A 17,459-nucleotide genomic window follows, 5' to 3' on the forward strand; every position below is an offset into this window, starting at 1 on the left:
GTTTTTTTTCAGGAACGAATGTTGATAATTATCAAGCTAACGCTTTAGGGGTAAAACTTAACGGCCCAGCTCGAAATTTACCGTCGCCGTTTGTCCTGCCTCATCCATCACAAATAATTGATAATTACCCGGCAAATATAATTTTAATGAATAATTATAATTCCGTCCTTTTAACGGTTCTCCGTTTAAAAACCACCAGCGCTCACCTTCTCCACCTGTCGTACTGACAGAAAGCGTCACATTTCCTTCACCCGGGAGTCGCTTAATCACAGCTCCCTCTCTGATTCCCGAAATCATAAGCGGTGCCGCATTGTTATTATCCAGAGGCGGACAGACTGTTGATTTCGCAGGAAGACGCGCCGCCCTTTTTTCTGCTGCTGGCAGCCACGACTCCAGCGGCAGCGGCCAGACATCGAGGATTTTCTCCGTGGCATCCGGGCAATCTGCTGCAACGCGCTTACCCGTTTTATCAAGCCAGACCGGGAAACGAATGCCGCGAATACCTTCCTGTTCCGGTAAAAGCAGCGTAGGCGGCTCACTTCCTTCCAGCAACCATGTGGAAAGGCGACGCCGACAGTTTTCACTGCCTTCCGGCAGCGACTGACCGCCAGGCCAGCAAATCACCCCCTGCCCGACGCTCTCCGGACGCGGATCGCGCGGCAGGCGGGCTTCGTCTACCGTCGAGCGAGACTGAAGCAGGTTATTTACCTGATTCAGGAGCGGCACCGCGCTGGCAAAACCAAACTGCCCGGCCACGGGCGTACCGTCCGGTCGTCCGGTCCAGATGCCAATGACGTAACGGGCGTTCAGCCCAATTGCCCAGGCATCACGGTAGCCGTAGCTGGTGCCGGTTTTCCACGCCAGCGGCGCAATTTGCGGTAGCGCACTGTCCGGCAGCGGCTGCGCCTCGTTGGCGAGAATACGGCGAATAATCCACGCTGAACCTGCCGATAACAGCGGGCGCTCAACAAGCGCGTCGCCAGGCTGGAAGCGCAGCCTTCCCGCCTTGCCGTGTCGGGCAAAGGCGCTATAGGCAGCGGCGATATCGGCCAGCCGCGCGCCTGCACCTCCCAAAATCAGCGACAAATTCGGTTGCGCCCCCGCAGGCAGGATCAGCGGCAGCCCGGCATTGCTCAGCATTCCGGCAAAACGCTTTGGCCCGTAGGCTTCCAGCACCTGCACCGCCGGCAGGTTGAGGGAGCGTACCAGCGCTTCACTCATGCTGACCGGCCCGTGGAAGCCGCTGTCGAAATTTCCGGGGCGATAATCACTGGTTTTTCGAGGAACGTCCTGAAGCAATGAGGCGGGATGGATCAGGCCATCATCCAGCGCCATACCGTAAATAAAGGGTTTCAGCACCGATCCCGGCGATCGGATCGCATTGACCATATCAACATGGCTAAATCGACTGTCGTCGTTAATATCCACCGAACCGACCCAGCCGCGCACTTTCATATCCGTATGATCCACGACGATCATCGCCAGCGAGCTGCGTGCCGGCAGGCGGGATTTCCAGTTCATCGCCAGCTCTTCCAGCTGTCGTTGTAGTCCGGCATCCAGCGTGGTGACAATTTTTGTGTCGCGGCTTTTGCCGAGCATCATGCGAGCAAAAAGCGGCGCCAGCTGCGGCATCTGACGGGGAGCCAGCCATACCGGCTCTTCACGGGACTCTTTTACCTGTTTTTCTGACCAGACGCCCTGGGTCATCATGCGGTCGAGCACTTTATTGCGTGCCGCTTCGGCCCGCTCCGGCCAGCGGTCCGGGCGCAGACGACTCGGAGCCTGCGGCAGTACGGCCAGCAGCGCTGCATCGGAGTAGCTAAGCTGCGAAGGTGGTTTCCCCAGATAGGTCCAGCTTGCTGCCCCTACCCCCTGCAGCGTGCCGCCAAACGGGGCACGGTTGAGATACAGCGTAAGAATATCGCGTTTGGAGAGATGCCACTCCAGCTGCATCGCCCGCCAGAGCTGACGGATCTTTCCACCGAAGGTGCGCGGATGCGGATCCAGCAGGCGCGCCACCTGCATGGTAAGCGTACTTCCACCCGAGACCACTCTCCCGGAGGTGAGATCCTGCCAGGCGGCGCGCATGACAGAGAGTGGGTTTACGCCGGGATGATCCCAGAACCAGCGATCTTCATACTGGATTAGCGCCTCAAGATAGCGGGGAGAGACCTCTTCAATGGTCACCGGATAGCGCCAGATGCCCTCCGCGTCAGCAAAACGCCACAGCGGCGTGCCGTTCTCATCCACCACCACCCGGGCGGGGTTAACCTCTTTCAGAGGTAACGGCCACAGGCGGTCGGCGGCGAAAACCAGCCCCCATAAAATGAGAAGCGCTCCCGCCAGCCAGAGCCAGCGGGAGCGTGTCAGACGTGCTTTCAGCATATTACGGAACAACAATCAGCGGGCCGCTGGCCGCACCCGTTGCCCGCCACTGCGGAACGTACATAGACTCCACCATCGGGACCGGCACCTGGTAAGTTCCCGGTGTGACGGCGCGCGCCAGGTAAACCAGCGTGACCGGCTGACCTTCGTTGACCGGCACAGCGGCCACAAAGCGGTCGTCGCGGAACTCCATATGCTGAATATCCGCCTGCTGCATCTGGCTCAGCAGGTTTTGCACCTCGCTGCCGCTGTCCTGCAGGCTGGCGCTGCTGCTCGCCAGGTTCTGGTTTTCCAGCTCCAGACCCGCCGGGAGAAGATCCACCACCAGCGCATCCGGCACGTTCTGGCTGGCTTTCACCTCAAGCCACACCAGTACCAGTTCACCGCTCTTCAGAGATGAGAGCGATTTACTGCTGCCGTCGGTTGCCAGGATATGACGTTCAACCTGCAGCACGTTCGAGCTCGGCTGAGGCGCATATTCCGGATAACCCGTGCTGTCCAGGCGAACCCACAGTGGCGAAGTGCCGGTATTGGTCACCTGCAGCGCACCAAGCTGGTCGCCGTTGACGTTTTGTACCAGCGATGTATCACCGCCTGAGGCGGTATCAGACAGCGAGGTTTTCGCCTGCCATGCACCTGACAGAATTTGCAGCGAACGTCCGGCCAGGAAGAGGGCATTACTCTCCTGAGTAGACAGCCAGCGCTGGCTGAAAGCCTGTTCAGACAGCGCATTCAGCAACGTATTTTGCGCATCCGGCAGCAGCTTGTACTCTTCCAGCAGGGAGAGCATCAACGCGTTATCGCGCAACTGACTACCGTAATCGGCCATCCAGTTTTTGCTGTCGTTACGCGGCGTTTTGAGCGCCAGGTCCAGTGCCTGCTGGCTGCGTGGGGCATCGCCCATCAGTTTGAGCGCCATACCCAGCTGCATCAGCGGCAGCCCGGAAGCAGCCTGAGCGTGACGATCCCAGATTTCGCGCAGCGCACCCAGAGGTGCTTTTTGCTGTCGCGCCAGCACCAGAGCGGCATAAGCCTGTACGGCAAATTTGCTGGCCTGGGTGTCGTCGCTGTAGCGAATGGACATCATGCCCGGATCCTGCAGGTAGCGCAGCAGGCGGCTATTGGCGTTATTCACGGCTTCGGCAGGCACGCTGTAGCCTTGCTCGCCTGCACGCACCAGGAAGTCAGTGACATAGGCGGTCAGCCAGTACTCTTCCGGGCCGTTTTTATCCCACAACGCAAAGCCGCCCTCCTCGCGCTGCATCTGCAGCAGACGCGAGATCCCAATATCAATGGCAGCACGGCGCTTGTCATCCGTGTCGCCCTTAATACCAAGCGCGGTGAGCTGCGCCGCGTTGGTGTAGAGCGACGGGAACAGGCCACTCGTGGTTTGTTCCAGACAGCCATACGGATACGCCTGCAGTTCGCGAATATAGCGCGCCAGGTTGAGCGGGGGTTTACCGCTCAGCAGGAGTTGCCCCTGCAGAGTGGCTGGAGAGAAACCGCTACTATGCTGCGCCGGTGCGGTCCAGGATTCACCCGGGTTCAGCATCGCTCCGGTATTGACCGTCTGTGCCGGGAATGCCGGACGTACACCGATTTTCCAGCTTTTCTGCTGCGGTGCGAAGGTTTCGCCCGGAAGCTGCAGGCCGGTAACCTGTGCCGTCACCTCACCGTCGCCATAGCCTTCCAGCGCACGTACTGGAATAAACAGGGTGCTACGCGCGCCCGGCGGCAGCTGAACCGGCTGCGGCGGCGCGCCCTCCAGGGACAGTTTGCCTGTCGCAGTCAGGGCAACGTTCAGCGTTTGCGGCTGGTCGGTAAGGTTGGTCAGATCCAGCGTCAGGCGCGAGGTATCTCCACTCGCCAGGAAACGCGGGGTGTTCAGCTCGGTAATGACCGGTGCGGCCACCACAACCTTGCTTTCACTGCTGCCAAAATCATCTTCCGTCCAGGCCTGTGCCATCAGGCGCAGCTCGCCGTTGAAGTCCCCAATCGGCAGCGTAACGGTACCTTCCCCGTTAGCATCCAGCATAACCGGCTGAGCCTGCTGGGCAATAATGGTGACGTGGTTCACCGGCGGTTTGCCGCCGCGCTTCAGTTCATCGCCATCACCACCGAAGCGCAGCGCCGCCATGCGGCCCTGTCCTTCAATGACCTGGCCGTAGATATCGTAGATATCCGCGCCGTAGCGCTTCTGGCCGAAGAACGCCTGCCACGGATCTGGCGTAACGTAATCGGTAATGTTCAGCACGCCGCTGTCCACTGCCGAAACCAGCACGTTCACTTTCTGTGGAACCGCCCCCTCTTTCACGCTGGCTTTCACCTTCACAGAGAGCGTCTGATTTGGCCGCATTTTCTGCGGGTTATCGAGCGCAATGTTCAGGCGACGATTTTCGTCTCCCATCGGCAGATGCAGCAGACCAACCGCGCGTTTCGGCGTAGCGGATTTCGATTTATCCCCAGGGCGCACCACCAGTGTGCTGAGGTAGAGATCGTGACGTTTCCAGGCTTTATCGACCGGAATCGAGAGATCGAGCCCGTTTGCCGGTACGTCGATCTCTTTCCACCACAGCGGCCCTTCGCTGGATTCGATCATGGCATAGCCCTTGCCTGCGGCGGGTGCAGCGATATGCAGCTGGATGGTATCGCCTGGCTGATAAGCGGGTTTATCCAGCTTCAGCGTCACGCGGTCAGGGCGTGCTGCCCCCGTGCCATCGCTGTTATCCTGCCAGCTGTATCCCGCCCAGAAGCGCACGCTACTGACCATCTCATCAGGCGCTTTCACCTCCAGACGGTATGAGCCCCACTCCACCGGGAAAGTGACCTTGCCGGTCTCATCGGCCTTGAGGCTAAGCTCCAGTTCACCTTCAACCAGATCTTTTTGATCGAACTGAGACTGCCAGCCTTCGCTCTCAGACCAGTTCCAGAAGTAGTCGCGGCGCTCGCGGATCAGGCGCACCTGTAAGCCGGATACCGCTTTTTTCGCCCCGCTGGCATCGGCATAAACGATGTCAAAGCTTGCATTACCGTTTTCGTCAACAATGGGTTGGTTGACGGTGGTATCCGTGCGGTAGTCGTATACGGCCTTGCTGGCGAACTGAGGACGGATACCCGGCAGTTCAGCCGCCGGCCAGATGGCCTGCTCAGCGCGACGCGTCACCGGGCGACCGCCCGATTCCAGCAGGCTGGCCTGCAGGATCAGCTGTAGCGGCGAATGCACTTCTTTCCACTGGCTTTCAGTCGTAACCTGCCCGCGGCCCTGTTCGTCCAGCGTAAGCTGCACTTCATCCAGACTGCGGCTCAGGTTTTCCTCAGCGATGTCCCCAAACTGGAAGCCTGGCAGTGCAGGCACGGCCTCACGCAGTGGGCGGAGGAAAAGCTGGCCCTGCAGTGAATTCCCATTAGCGGGCGCACCGTACAGGTAATAGCCCACTACGTTAAAGTCCACGTCATCCTGCGGGGAAACCGGTGCTTTTTGACCCGTCAGATTCAGCGCCATACGCTCAGGCATGAAATCTTCCACGTGGAAATCCCACAGACGCTGCTGGTTATCACCTGTGTTCGCGCGGATATGCCACATGCCGGTCTGCGCACCGCTATCCAGCGGATAGTTAAAATGATAGAGCCCGTTTTCTGGCTTAACGACCATCGTGCGCGCCACCTGTCCATCCGGACGCAACACGTCAAGCTTCACAGGCTGGTCGGGGAGCGGCTTCCCGTCGCTGTCGCGCAGTAAGCCGTTGAGGATCACGGTTTCACCTGGCCGATAGAGATCGCGCGGACCAAACATAAAGAACTGCTTGCTGTAGCCCGGATTACCGGCGATATCAAACTCAGCAAGATCGAGCGCCGGAAGTTTGAGATCAAGCAGCGTGGTCTGGCCATCTTTGCTCGCCAGAATCAGCGCGGCCTCTTTGTCAGTTTCAAGCGTTGCATGACCGTCCGCATCGCTTTTCGCCTCGGCAAGGGTCTGCCCTTTGTCATTCAGCAGCGTGACGGTGACACCGGACTGCGCCGCACCGTTTTCCAGACTCTGGGTAAAGATGTCCAGGCGGTTGTGGTAACGGTGAGCGGATAACCCAACATCGCTCAGGGTAAAGAGGGTTGCGGCATTGCTGTAGTTATAGTGTCCGGCCTGGTTCATGACCGCGATATAGACGCCAGACTGCTGGAGCGGCTTGATATCCTTGAGCGGCAGGAGCAGTTTTTCACGGGTATTGCGCGCCGGATTGAGATCAAAGCGACCGGTATAAACCAGTTCCGCCATCTTCAGCAGGTTATCGGATTCCCAGTTGGTCAGAGAGTTACGGTACTCCCACTGACTGACAAAGGAAGCCAGCGATTCCGGCTTCACGCGGTAGAAATTGACGTCCACATTGTTGACGTTGAGCGCCATCACCGGCAGCCCTTCCACCACTTTGCCCGGCAGCAGCGATCCGCGGCTGGCAAAACCGACCGTCGGTTCGACATCCCGGGTGGTGATCGCTTTTTCATAATCAATGTCGAACGTTGCTTTGTTCAGCGCCTGTAAACCACGTTCGACGGTGACAACCAGATTACGGTTGGGCTCCAGATGACGCAGGCGAAGCTCTTTCAGGTTAGGCGCAAGTTCCCACGCCCCGTCAACCTTGCCACTTTTCTTATCCACGACATGCACTGTTTTCGCGAAATCCTGGTCGGGATTCAACGGAACAGAGAAGGTCAACACCAGCGTGGCGGCGCCGTCCAGCTGTACTTCAGAGGCATCCAGTAGGGTTAATGCTTTGCCCTGGCTCTGTGCCGCCAGTTTTGCCAGTTTTTCTGCATCAGGCTTTTCAGCCGCTTTCGGGGTTGATGTGGTGGATGCTGCGGGAGCCGCAGTCTGAGATTTATCGTCGCTGTTGTCACAGCCGACAAGCGTAAATGTGGTAAGCAGCGCGAGAGAGATCGCGGCTAAGCGAAACGGTTTCATCCTTTGTCCCTGGCCTGAGGGGGCCTGTTGGTCGTCGTCCGGATAAGTATTATCCGCAAGTTTCGTTTATACAAAAAGTCCAATTTTAGAATCTTGAAAGCGCCTCGCAGAATCGCCATGTCCGGCGGCGTGGAGGTGGAACCGCGATCACAGAGCATAACGTCACATGTTACCTTTCACGTCATTTGTTTTTAAAACAATAAGATAGATGGATAAAAGCATCAGGAGCCTGCTAGTTTTATGACCATGACGCACCCCGAGTGCGCGGTTCAATAAGAGAGAAAGCCATGAAACGAGCCGTGAACGCCCTACAAAATTTCGGAAAATCATTGTACGGCCCCGTACTTATCTTACCGATCGTCGGTCTGTTTATCGCCTTTGGTAACGTATTGGGTAACGGCAACCTGGCCGAGTACCTGCCGTTTCTTGGCCATCCGCTCATTCAGAGTATCGGCCAGCTGATTGCCAAATCCGCCGTGTCGGTGCTGGTCAACCTGGCGCTGGTGTTTGCCGTCGGGATCCCGATTGGGCTGGCAACGCGCGATAAAGGCTACGCGGCGCTGATTGGTCTGGTGACCTTCGTGGTGTTTATCAACGCCATGAACGTAACGTTACAGCTTCAGGGTGAGCTGGCGCCTGCCGGGCAGATGAAAGCCGCGGGTCAAAGCATGGTGCTTGGCGTTCAGGTGCTGGAGATGGGTGTTTTCGCCGGGATCCTGACCGGGGCGCTCTCCGGCTACCTGTACAACAAATATTCCGGCGTACAGTTTAACGGTGCGATGGCGATTTACTCCGGCCACTGCTTTGTCGCGATTGTGATGCTGCCCGTCTCCATGCTGCTCGGCGTGGTAATGAGCGAACTCTGGCCGTACGCTCAGCACGGGATTAGCGCGCTGGCGCTGGCCATTAAAGGCTCAGGCCCGTTCGGCGTAGCCATTTACGGTTTCCTTGAGCGCATTCTGGTACCGACTGGCCTGCATCATCTGGTTTATACCCCGTTCCTCTATACCGAACTCGGGGGGACGCAGGAGGTGTGCGGCGCAACCTATCAGGGCGCGCGCAATATCTACTTCGCCGAAATGGCCTGCCCGGAGGTGAAGCAGCTCAGCAGCACCGTGGTGTGGGACGCGCGCGGCATCAGCAAAATGTTCGGCCTGCCCGCCGCCGCGCTGGCGATGTATATGACCGCAAAACCGGAACGCAAAGCCGTTGCGAAAGCCATTTTGATCCCGGCGGCGCTGACCTCGCTGCTGGTCGGCGTCACCGAGCCGATTGAGTTCTCCTTCCTGTTCGTCGCACCGCTGCTGTTCGTGGTTCACGCGGTGCTGACCGGCATCGGCATGATGCTGTTCTCGCTATTTGGCGTTCACGCCATCGGTGCCAACGGGATTATTGATTTCATTCTCTACAACCTGCCGCTCGGCACGGAGAAATCCAACTGGCCAATGTACATCCTGGTAGGGCTGATCATGTTTTCCCTCTACTTCACGGTGTTCCGCTTCCTTATTCTGCGCTTCAACATGAAGACCCCAGGCCGTGAGGATGAGGATCAGGAGACACGTCTCTACAGCAAGCAGGAGTACCAGGCGAGGGGCAATAACGACGGGCTGGGTGAGTCCATCGTAGTGGGGCTCGGCGGCAGGGAGAATATTGAGGTTGTGGATAACTGCTATACCCGCTTACGCGTCACGGTGAAGGACGTCGACATCATCGACGAGCCGCGCCTGAAAGCGACCGGCGCGAAAGGGGTCATCAAACAAGGTAACAACGTTCAGGTGGTCTACGGGCTGCATGTCAAAAAAATGCGAGAAGCCGTTGAGACGTTTCTCTGAAAGGAGCTAAAGATGTTTACACCCCCCTTTATTCTGTCGATTGCCGGTGGCGGCAGCACCTACACGCCGGGTATTGTGAAAAGCCTGATGGTACGTCTGCATGACTTCCCGCTGGCCGAAATCCGCCTCTATGACATCGACGAGGCGCGTCAGAACACCATCGCGCCGGTGGTTGAGAAAGTGATTCGTGACCACAGTGAAAGCATCAAATTCACCGTCACCACTGACCCGGAAGTGGCGTTCAGCGGCGCACATTTCGTCTTCGCCCAGATGCGGGTCGGTCAGTATAAAATGCGCGAGCAGGATGAGAAGATCCCACTGCGGCACGGCGTGGTCGGCCAGGAGACTTGCGGTCCCGGCGGGCTGGCGTACGGACTGCGCACGATCCTGCCGATGGTCGAGCTTATCGATCGGGTGGATCGCTACGCGCATGAAAAAGCCTGGATCGTGAACTACTCCAACCCGGCAGCGATCGTGGCGGAAGGCGTGCGCCGCCTGCGCCCGAACGCGCGGGTGCTGAACATCTGCGATATGCCCGTCGCCGCAATGCGCAATATGGGTGCCATTCTGGGCGTGGATCGCCACAAGCTGGAGGTGGACTATTTCGGCCTGAACCACTTCGGCTGGTTTACCCGCGTGCTGGTGGACGGCGAAGACAAGCTGCCCGAACTGCGCAAACATATCGCGAAGTTTGGCCTGTTGACGGAAGACGCCGCCAAAACCGATCCGCAACATTCTGATCCTTCCTGGGTGAAGACCTGGCGCAACATCAAGCCCGTCATGGATAACTTCCCGGAGTACCTGCCGAACCCGTATCTGCAGTATTACCTGATGCCAAACCAGATTGTGGAGCATCAGAACCCGGACTATACCCGCGCCAACGAAGTGATGGACGGGCGTGAGAAAAAACTCTTTGCTGCTGCGCAAGAGTACAAGCGCACCGGGATCCTGCCGGATGCCTTCCACGTGGGCGTCCACGGCGAGTTTATCGTCGACGTGGCCTGCTCGCTGGCCTTTAACCTGCGCAGCCGCCATCTGGTGATGGTGGAAAACCGCGGGGCGATTACCAACCTGCCATACGATGCGATGGTGGAAGTGCCCGCCTATATCACCTCCGAAGGACCAGAGCCTGTGCGCATCGGTCGGGTGCCGCTGTTCCATCAGACCCTGCTGCAACAGCAGCTGGCATCCGAACAGCTGCTGGTGGAGGCGACCATCGAAGGCAGTTATGAGAAAGCCCTGCAGGCCTTCACCCTGAACCGCACCGTGCCGACCATGGCGCACGCGAAAGCTATTCTGGATGAGATGATCGAAGCCAACCGCGACTACTGGCCCGCACTGCAAAAGGCCTGGCAGAATGGCGAAACGGTGAAAAAATAGGGGCTTGCTCGCGAGTTGAACGTGGTTTGCTTGTCGGTGTCATAAAAAACACCGACAATCCTTTTTTACGGAAAAGAATGGAGGCATCCCATGTCCACCTCATATTTTGTCGCCGCCGACTGGCTGATTGAGCACGGCGACGACCCGGAAGTCCAGATTATTGACGCGCGGATGGCCCCAGCCGGGCAGGAACATCTTCGTGATATGCTCGCTGAATACCGTGCCGGCCATCTGCCTGATGCGGTGTTTTTTGATATTGAAGCCCTCTCCGATCACAACTCTCCCCTGCCGCACATGCTGCCGCGCCCGGAAGCCTTTTCCGTGGCGATGCGCGAGCTGGGCGTGAGCCGCGACAAGCATCTGGTTGTTTACGATGAGGGCAACCTCTTTTCCGCACCGCGCGCGTGGTGGATGTTAAAACAGTTTGGCGTAGAGAAAGTGTCAATTCTGGCAGGCGGTCTGGCGGGCTGGAAGCGTGATGACCTGCCGCTTCAGCAGGGTGATGTCAAGCTGCCGGAAGGCGATTTCGATGCCACGTTTGACGCACACGTCGTCAAACGTTTGACTGACGTACTGGTCGTTAGCCACGAGAAGACGGCGCAAATTGTCGATGCCCGTCCTGCTCCTCGCTTTAATGCCGAAGCGGATGAACCGCGTCCGGGTCTGAAGCGTGGACATATTCCGGGCGCGCTGAACGTGCCGTGGGGCGATCTGGTTTTTGAAGGGGAGCTGAAAACCACCGATGAACTGCGCGCCATTTTTGACCGTGCGGGTGTGGATTTACATCGTCCGATCATTGCCAGCTGCGGTTCCGGCGTAACGGCCTGCGTGGTGATTCTGGCACTTGCCACCCTCGGGGTTAACGACGTCACTCTTTACGACGGCGCCTGGAGCGAATGGGGTGCGCGAGACGATCTGCCGGTTGAACCGGCAAAATAATGGATAACCGCCTGGCCACGCTGTTAACGCGCGGGGCGTCACTGACCCGCGCGGAGTATCGTGTCCTCGCCCACCTCACGGAGCATCCGCTGCTGGTGGGCAATATCACGGTGCGCGAGCTGGCGCAGGCGACATTTGTTTCTACCGCCACCATTATGCGGCTGTGTCAGAAGCTGGGGTTCAGCGGTTTTAGCGAGTTTATCTGGCACTGCAAGCAGCTGCTTTCTGACACGCCGCATATCGCCGTGCAGGGGCAATCGCTCCCTGAGCTGCCTGCCCTTTTTAATCAATTCATCGCCAACTATCAGCAAACTTTTCAGTGGGTCACCCAGGACAAACGCCAGCAGTTTGCCAACCTGCTGCGCCAGAAAGAGAGCTTTTTTCTCTACGGTGCCGGGTTTTCCTATCTGTTTGCCGAGTACCTGACCAAGAAATTGCAGGTGTTGGGCAAAACGGCATTTATCTCCGGGCCGGGGGACAGCCGGAACATTTTTCTCAGCAACGCCGCCCGCTATCAGGTGTTCATTGCCGTTTCACGCAGCGGCGAAACGGAGCAGGTGCTGGATAAAGCGCGAATTGCCAAAAACGTCGGGATGACCGTCGTCGCGTTTACCCGCGCCTCGGCCAATACGCTGGCGGGGATGGCGGACGTACACTTTGCCCTCTATGACGAAGCGGTACATTTCGCTGCTGAAGCAGCAGGCGTGACGTCATTTGAGTCGAATCTGGTGCTGCTGATGGATTTACTGCTGCTGGAAGCAACGGGGTGAAGTTCACCCCGCGTCATCAGATAATGCGGTTGGTTTTGAGATCGCGCAGGAACCCGCCCCAGCGACGCTCATAAAACGGCGTGATGTGCTCGGTAATAAAATGGCTGATGCCCTTCTCACCTTTCGTCACCTGGCAGATATCAATCGGCTCATCGCCCGGCAGCGTGTCGGTCGCCACGCTTCCCGCCGCCTGAATGATGTCGTCGATATCGCCATCTGCTTCAATACCGATCAGCAGCACCGGTTGCTCGTCGGCATTCTCTTTAATGGAGCAGAGGAATGCGCGCCTGACGGGCTTGAGCGTTTTGAAGAGCGTGGTCAGGGAATCAATCATCTGCGCGGGCGGCTCGGCCACTTCGGAGAGCAGCAGCGTTTCCCCCCCTTCCAGCACTTCCTGAGTGCTGAGCGGATTGCCCTCTTCACCCATCAGGTGACTGATTTCACGCGGGGTGAACTCTTTCCCGGTTGGCAGTTTGGCGTTGAGGAACAGGGTCTGGCCCAACGTCATTTCAAACAGCGTACGCACCGGCATCACCACGAATGCCTGTTCATCTTCCACGGCTTCCTGCAGCGCTTCCAGTGAGGTAAAGAACGGGATCACTGAAGAGCCGTCGTCTTTCTCCCAGTGCAGCAGATCCAGCGCGCTGTCTTCCACAACCTGCTCACCTTCCGCCGCGGTGCCTGGCACCCAGACGGTAGATTCCAGCAACGTGCGGAAAAATGCCGGACGGTGAGCGGGCTCGGTGGCCGCCTGTTCCAGCAGAGTTTCTAATTCGTTTTTGGTTTCGGACATAGTTTGGCTACTTCACAATTGCCCGGCGGCGCTACGCTTGCACGGGCCTACGGGTTTTGTAGGCCGGGTAAGCGTAGCGCCACCCGGCAAAAAAGGTTACTCAGCCGTCAGCAGGTTCGCCACGGTACGCACACCCAGACCGGTCGCACCCGCGGACCACTGTTCTACCGCTGCTTTACGGTAGGTTGCGGAGCAGTCGATGTGCAGCCAGCCTTCGTGATAGTTCTCAACGAAGTGAGACAGGAAGCCTGCTGCGGTACTTGCCCCAGCCGGATACGCCGCGCTTGCGGTGTTATTCAGCTCGGCAAAGTTGGACGGCAGCTGGCTGCGGTGGAACTCGGCCAGCGGCAGACGCCAGAATGGCTCGTTTTCCGCCGCGGCGCTTGCCAGCAGGCGTGCGGCCAGCTTGTCATCGAAGCTGAACAGCGCATGGTAGTCGTTCCCCAGGGCGGTTTTCGCCGCACCGGTCAGGGTCGCCATGTCGATAATCAGCTCAGGTTTCTGCGCAGAGGCGTCAATCAGGCCATCAGCCAGCACCAGGCGGCCTTCGGCATCGGTGTTCATCACTTCAACATTTTTGCCGTTGCGATAGCGAATGATGTCACCCAGCTTGAAGGCATTGCCGCTGACCATGTTGTCGGCGCAGCACAGGTAAAGCTTCACGCGCTTGTTCAGGCCGCGGGTAATCGCGAACGCCAGCGCACCAGTGATGGTTGCCGCGCCGCCCATGTCGGACTTCATGGAGTCCATGAACGCGCTCTGCTTCAGGCTGTAGCCGCCGGTGTCAAAAGTAATGCCTTTGCCGACCAGGCAGGCAAAGACAGGCGCTTCTTTATCGCCGGTTGGGTTGTAATCCAGCGCCAGCAGGACCGGAGGTCGCTCAGAGCCACGGCCTACGGTGTGGATACCCATATAGTTCTGCTCGCGCAGGTCTTCACCTTTGGTAATACGGTAGGACATTTTGTCGCCCGCCACGCCGCACAGCAGGTCAACGGCGCGCTGCGCCAGCTGCTCAGGACCTAACTCTTCCGCCGGGGCGTTGATGGTGTCGCGTACCCAGTCGATGATCTGCAGGCGGCTTTCCAGCTCTTTCTGACCGGCTTCGTCGAGGTTTGCCCACTCAATTTTGCGGGTACCTTTCGGACCTTTGTACCCCGCCCAGAATGCCCAGCTGCGGTCGGTGTCCCAGCCTTCGCCTTCCAGCGAGACATGTTTGATCCCCAGACCGTCGATTTTGCGCGCAGCGCGCTGGATCAGGCCCAAATCATCGTTGCCCGTCAGGTGCAGGGTAATACCGTCGTTATTGATGCTGTAGCTGGCTTTCTCGCCCCAGCGCGCGTCGGCAGGCTGCGTAGAGAGCGTAATCTTCATCGCTTCGGTCATTTTATTTATCCTTATTAGCAAACGGGCCGCCTGAAGGCAGCCCGTTAAGTGATTTACTCTGCTTCATCTAACCAGACTAACAGAATCGCCTCCAGAATTTTTTCATTGGATGCGTTTGGATCGTCGTCGAAATCGTCTAAATCGCAGATCCACTGGTGCATGTCGGTGAATCGTACGGTTTTCGGATCGAGATCCGGGTTCGCGTCGTAGAGCGCTTCGCCGATCTCACGGCTGTCTGTCCACTTCAGTCCCATATTAATGCTCGCGTGCGTGGTTGATGGTGTAGCGTGGGAATTCCACGACCAGATCTTCGTCGGTCACCGCGGCCTGGCAGCTTAAGCGGCTGTCTGGCTCCAGACCCCATGCTTTATCCAGCATGTCGTCTTCGTCTTCGGTGCTTTCGGCGAGCGAGTCAAAACCTTCACGCACGATGCAGTGACAGGTAGTGCAGGCACAGGATTTTTCACAGGCGTGTTCCACTTCGATACCTGCGCGCAGGGCAACATCGAGAATGGTTTCGCCGGTCTTCGCTTCCAGAACAGCGCCATCCGGACAAAGGTCCGCATGAGGCAAAATAACAATCTTTGGCATATTAAACCTCGTCCACGGACTGGCCTTTCAGCGCGACGCGGACGGATTTGTCCATGCGGCGAGCGGCGAAGTCCTGGGTTTGTTTATCAACGTTTTTAATGGCTTCTTCTATTGCGTCAGCATCATTGCCCATGGCGACGACGCTTAAGTGCGCGGCAGCCTCGTCAATCACCTGACGCTCAGCGGCGCTTAACAGCGCGGCATCGGCATTGAGTGCCCCGGTCAGGCTTTCCAGCACGCGTGCGGCTTCCACTTTCTGTTCCGCCAGCATACGCGCCTTCACATCCTGCTCGGCGTAGCTCATTGAGTCCTGAATCATGGAGGCGATCTCGCCATCGGTCAGGCCGTAGGACGGCTTCACCTGGATGGATGATTCCACGCCGGTGGATTTTTCCATCGCCGTGACGCTCAGCAGGCCGTCCGCATCAACCTGGAAGGTAACGCGAATATGCGCCCCGCCCGCTGGCAATGCCGGGATACCGCGCAGCGCAAAGCGCGCCAGAGAGCGGCAGTCCTGCACCAGTTCGCGTTCGCCCTGCATGACGTGGATGGACATCGCAGTCTGGCCGTCTTTAAAGGTGGTGAACTCCTGCGCGCGCGCCACCGGAATGGTGGTGTTACGCGGAATGACTTTCTCCACCAGACCACCCATGGTTTCTAAACCAAGGGACAGCGGGATAACGTCCAGCAGCAGTATTTCACTGTCCGGCTTGTTGCCGACCAGAATATCGGCCTGAATGGCCGCGCCCACGGCAACCACTTTGTCCGGATCGATGGCGGTCAGCGGCGTGCGGCCAAAGAACTCACCTACACGTTCGCGCACCAGCGGCACACGGGTAGAACCGCCGACCATGACCACTTCCAGCACCTCGTCAGCCTCAACGCCCGCATCTTTCAATGCGCGACGGCAGGCCAGCAGCGTGCGTTTCACCAAAGGTGCGATCAGATCGTTAAACTGGTCACGGGAGATTTCACCCTGCCAGCCCGCCACGTTCACGGTAACCGTCTGCGCATCGCTGAGGGCAATTTTGGCGTCGATGGCGGCATCCAGCAGTTCACGCTGGACGCGCGCATCGCTGCGATCGGCAATCCCCGCCTGCTCACGAATGTAATCCGCCAGCAGATGGTCGAAGTCATCGCCGCCCAGCGCGGAATCCCCGCCGGTCGCCAGCACTTCAAATACGCCACGGCTTAAGCGCAGGATGGAGATATCAAAGGTACCGCCGCCGAGGTCGTAAACGGCAATCACCCCTTCCTGACCGGAGTCGAGGCCGTAGGCAATGGCCGCCGCCGTCGGTTCGTTCAGCAGGCGTAATACGTGCAGGCCCGCCAGACGGGCGGCGTCCTTGGTGCCCTGACGCTGTGCATCGTCAAAATAGGCCGGAACGGTAATCACCACGCCGTCGAGATCGCCGCCGAGCGTCGCCGTAGCGCGCGCTGCCAGCGCCTTCAGGATGTCCGAAGAAACACGGATCGGGTTAAGCAGACCAGCCTCGGTCGCGATCATCGGCAGGCCGTTTTCACTGGCCTGAAGCTGATACGGCAGATGCGGGTAACGGGTCTGAATATCGGCCAGCGAACGGCCCATCATGCGCTTAACCGAGCTGATGGTGTTGGCCGGATCGCGCGCGGCGTTGGCGCGCGCGTCGTAGCCTACCGCGTGACCCTGCTGCTGGTAGTGGACCACGGAAGGCAGCAGATGGCGGCCCTGCTCGTCAGCCAGCGTTTCCGCCTGGCCGCTACGCACGGTCGCCACGAGAGAATTGGTGGTGCCCAGGTCAATACCCACCGCCAGACGACGCTGGTGCGGTGCGGCACTTAAGCCAGGCTCACTAATTTGTAATAAGGCCATAATTGCTTCCGAAATTAAAAATCGAGCAGCTTTTCTTCGAGTTGTTCAGCACTGCTTCGCAGTTTATCGAGAAAACGGAGTTTGCGCACAGTGTCTGCCGCCACGTCCCAGGTCTCGTTGTTCAGTTGCTCCACCATCTGCTGATGGCGGGTATCAAACATACCCTTCACGCGCGTGATAAAGCTTTCCAGCCGCGCTTCGTCTTTGGCCTGTTCAATCTCATCCAGCTCTTCGCGCAGCTCCAGCTGTTCCATCAGAAACGCCGTATCGCGAACGGTATGCTGTTCGCTCGCCAGATCAAAACCGTGGAGCGAGAGCAGATATTCAGCACGCGCCAGCGGATGACGCAGCGTCTGCCAGGCCTGATTAATGGTGGCAGAGTGCGAAACTGCAGCCAACTGCTCGGCCTGCGTCCCGCTGGCGAATTTATCCGGATGGTACTGACGCTGCAAATCCTGAAAACGGACCGTCAGCGCCTGAAGATCGATCGGGTATTGAGCGGGTAGTCCGAAGAGAGTGAAGTAATCCATAACAATCTCAGGGGTAGCCTGTTAGAACAAACCCCACGCGCAGCAAAGCC

At 58.3% G+C, this 17,459-nt stretch carries 12 protein-coding genes; 4 read left to right on the forward strand and 8 right to left on the reverse strand.

Annotation, left to right across the window (positions count from 1 at the left end):
• Positions 1 to 57 precede the first annotated feature (57 nt).
• Together pbpC and AAER43_RS16905 are read right to left on the reverse strand one after the other, a co-directional pair.
• Positions 58 to 2,385 carry a peptidoglycan glycosyltransferase PbpC gene (pbpC, locus tag AAER43_RS16900; RefSeq protein WP_023338671.1) on the reverse strand — a complete coding sequence of 776 codons (2,328 nt, stop codon included), beginning with the start codon at positions 2,383 to 2,385 and terminating at the stop codon, positions 58 to 60.
• Between the two features lies 1 nt (position 2,386).
• Positions 2,387 to 7,339: an alpha-2-macroglobulin gene (locus AAER43_RS16905; protein ID WP_050862356.1), complete on the reverse strand. Its 4,953-nt coding sequence runs from the start codon at positions 7,337 to 7,339 to the stop codon at positions 2,387 to 2,389.
• A gap of 287 nt (positions 7,340 to 7,626) precedes the next feature.
• Between AAER43_RS16905 and AAER43_RS16910 the strand changes: the two genes are divergently transcribed.
• The 4 genes from AAER43_RS16910 to AAER43_RS16925 all read left to right on the forward strand — a co-directional run bounded on the left by AAER43_RS16910 (position 7,627) and on the right by AAER43_RS16925 (position 12,260).
• Complete coding sequence (locus tag AAER43_RS16910) at positions 7,627 to 9,171, forward strand: PTS transporter subunit EIIC (RefSeq protein ID WP_050862355.1); 1,545 nt, start codon at positions 7,627 to 7,629, stop codon at positions 9,169 to 9,171.
• 12 nt (positions 9,172 to 9,183) lie between these two features.
• Complete coding sequence (locus AAER43_RS16915) at positions 9,184 to 10,551, forward strand: 6-phospho-alpha-glucosidase (protein ID WP_023331083.1); 1,368 nt, start codon at positions 9,184 to 9,186, stop codon at positions 10,549 to 10,551.
• Between the two features lie 90 nt (positions 10,552 to 10,641).
• Positions 10,642 to 11,490 (forward strand): 3-mercaptopyruvate sulfurtransferase, encoded by an 849-nt coding sequence (gene sseA / locus AAER43_RS16920; RefSeq protein ID WP_057058039.1) that lies wholly within the window; start codon positions 10,642 to 10,644, stop codon positions 11,488 to 11,490.
• Complete coding sequence (locus AAER43_RS16925) at positions 11,490 to 12,260, forward strand: MurR/RpiR family transcriptional regulator (protein WP_014884822.1); 771 nt, start codon at positions 11,490 to 11,492, stop codon at positions 12,258 to 12,260. The genes sseA and AAER43_RS16925 overlap by 1 nt, the downstream gene beginning before the upstream one ends.
• A gap of 16 nt (positions 12,261 to 12,276) precedes the next feature.
• Here AAER43_RS16925 and sseB read toward each other — a convergent pair whose 3' ends face one another.
• The 6 genes from sseB to hscB all read right to left on the reverse strand — a co-directional run bounded on the left by sseB (position 12,277) and on the right by hscB (position 17,409).
• The gene (gene sseB, locus AAER43_RS16930; protein ID WP_014884823.1) at positions 12,277 to 13,053 is read right to left on the reverse strand and encodes an enhanced serine sensitivity protein SseB; all 777 of its coding nucleotides are present in this window, start codon (positions 13,051 to 13,053) and stop codon (positions 12,277 to 12,279) included.
• A 96-nt stretch (positions 13,054 to 13,149) separates the two neighbouring features.
• A complete protein-coding gene (gene pepB / locus AAER43_RS16935) occupies positions 13,150 to 14,436 on the reverse strand; it encodes an aminopeptidase PepB (RefSeq protein WP_023331086.1) in 1,287 nt (428 codons plus the stop codon).
• Positions 14,437 to 14,489: 53 nt separating this feature from the next.
• On the reverse strand, positions 14,490 to 14,690 hold the full coding sequence (gene iscX, locus AAER43_RS16940) for a Fe-S cluster assembly protein IscX (RefSeq protein WP_014171178.1): 201 nt from the start codon (positions 14,688 to 14,690) through the stop codon (positions 14,490 to 14,492).
• Position 14,691: 1 nt separating this feature from the next.
• Positions 14,692 to 15,027 (reverse strand): ISC system 2Fe-2S type ferredoxin, encoded by a 336-nt coding sequence (gene fdx, locus AAER43_RS16945; protein ID WP_003860652.1) that lies wholly within the window; start codon positions 15,025 to 15,027, stop codon positions 14,692 to 14,694.
• Between the two features lies 1 nt (position 15,028).
• Complete coding sequence (gene hscA / locus AAER43_RS16950; RefSeq protein WP_050862353.1) at positions 15,029 to 16,879, reverse strand: Fe-S protein assembly chaperone HscA; 1,851 nt, start codon at positions 16,877 to 16,879, stop codon at positions 15,029 to 15,031.
• A gap of 14 nt (positions 16,880 to 16,893) precedes the next feature.
• Positions 16,894 to 17,409, reverse strand: coding sequence for a co-chaperone HscB (hscB, locus tag AAER43_RS16955; RefSeq protein WP_003860657.1), 516 nt, complete (start codon positions 17,407 to 17,409; stop codon positions 16,894 to 16,896).
• Positions 17,410 to 17,459: the final 50 nt, after the last annotated feature.

It is taken from the genome of Enterobacter sp. FUJ80071 (assembly GCF_038739915.1).
Lineage (GTDB): Bacteria > Pseudomonadota > Gammaproteobacteria > Enterobacterales > Enterobacteriaceae > Enterobacter > Enterobacter kobei.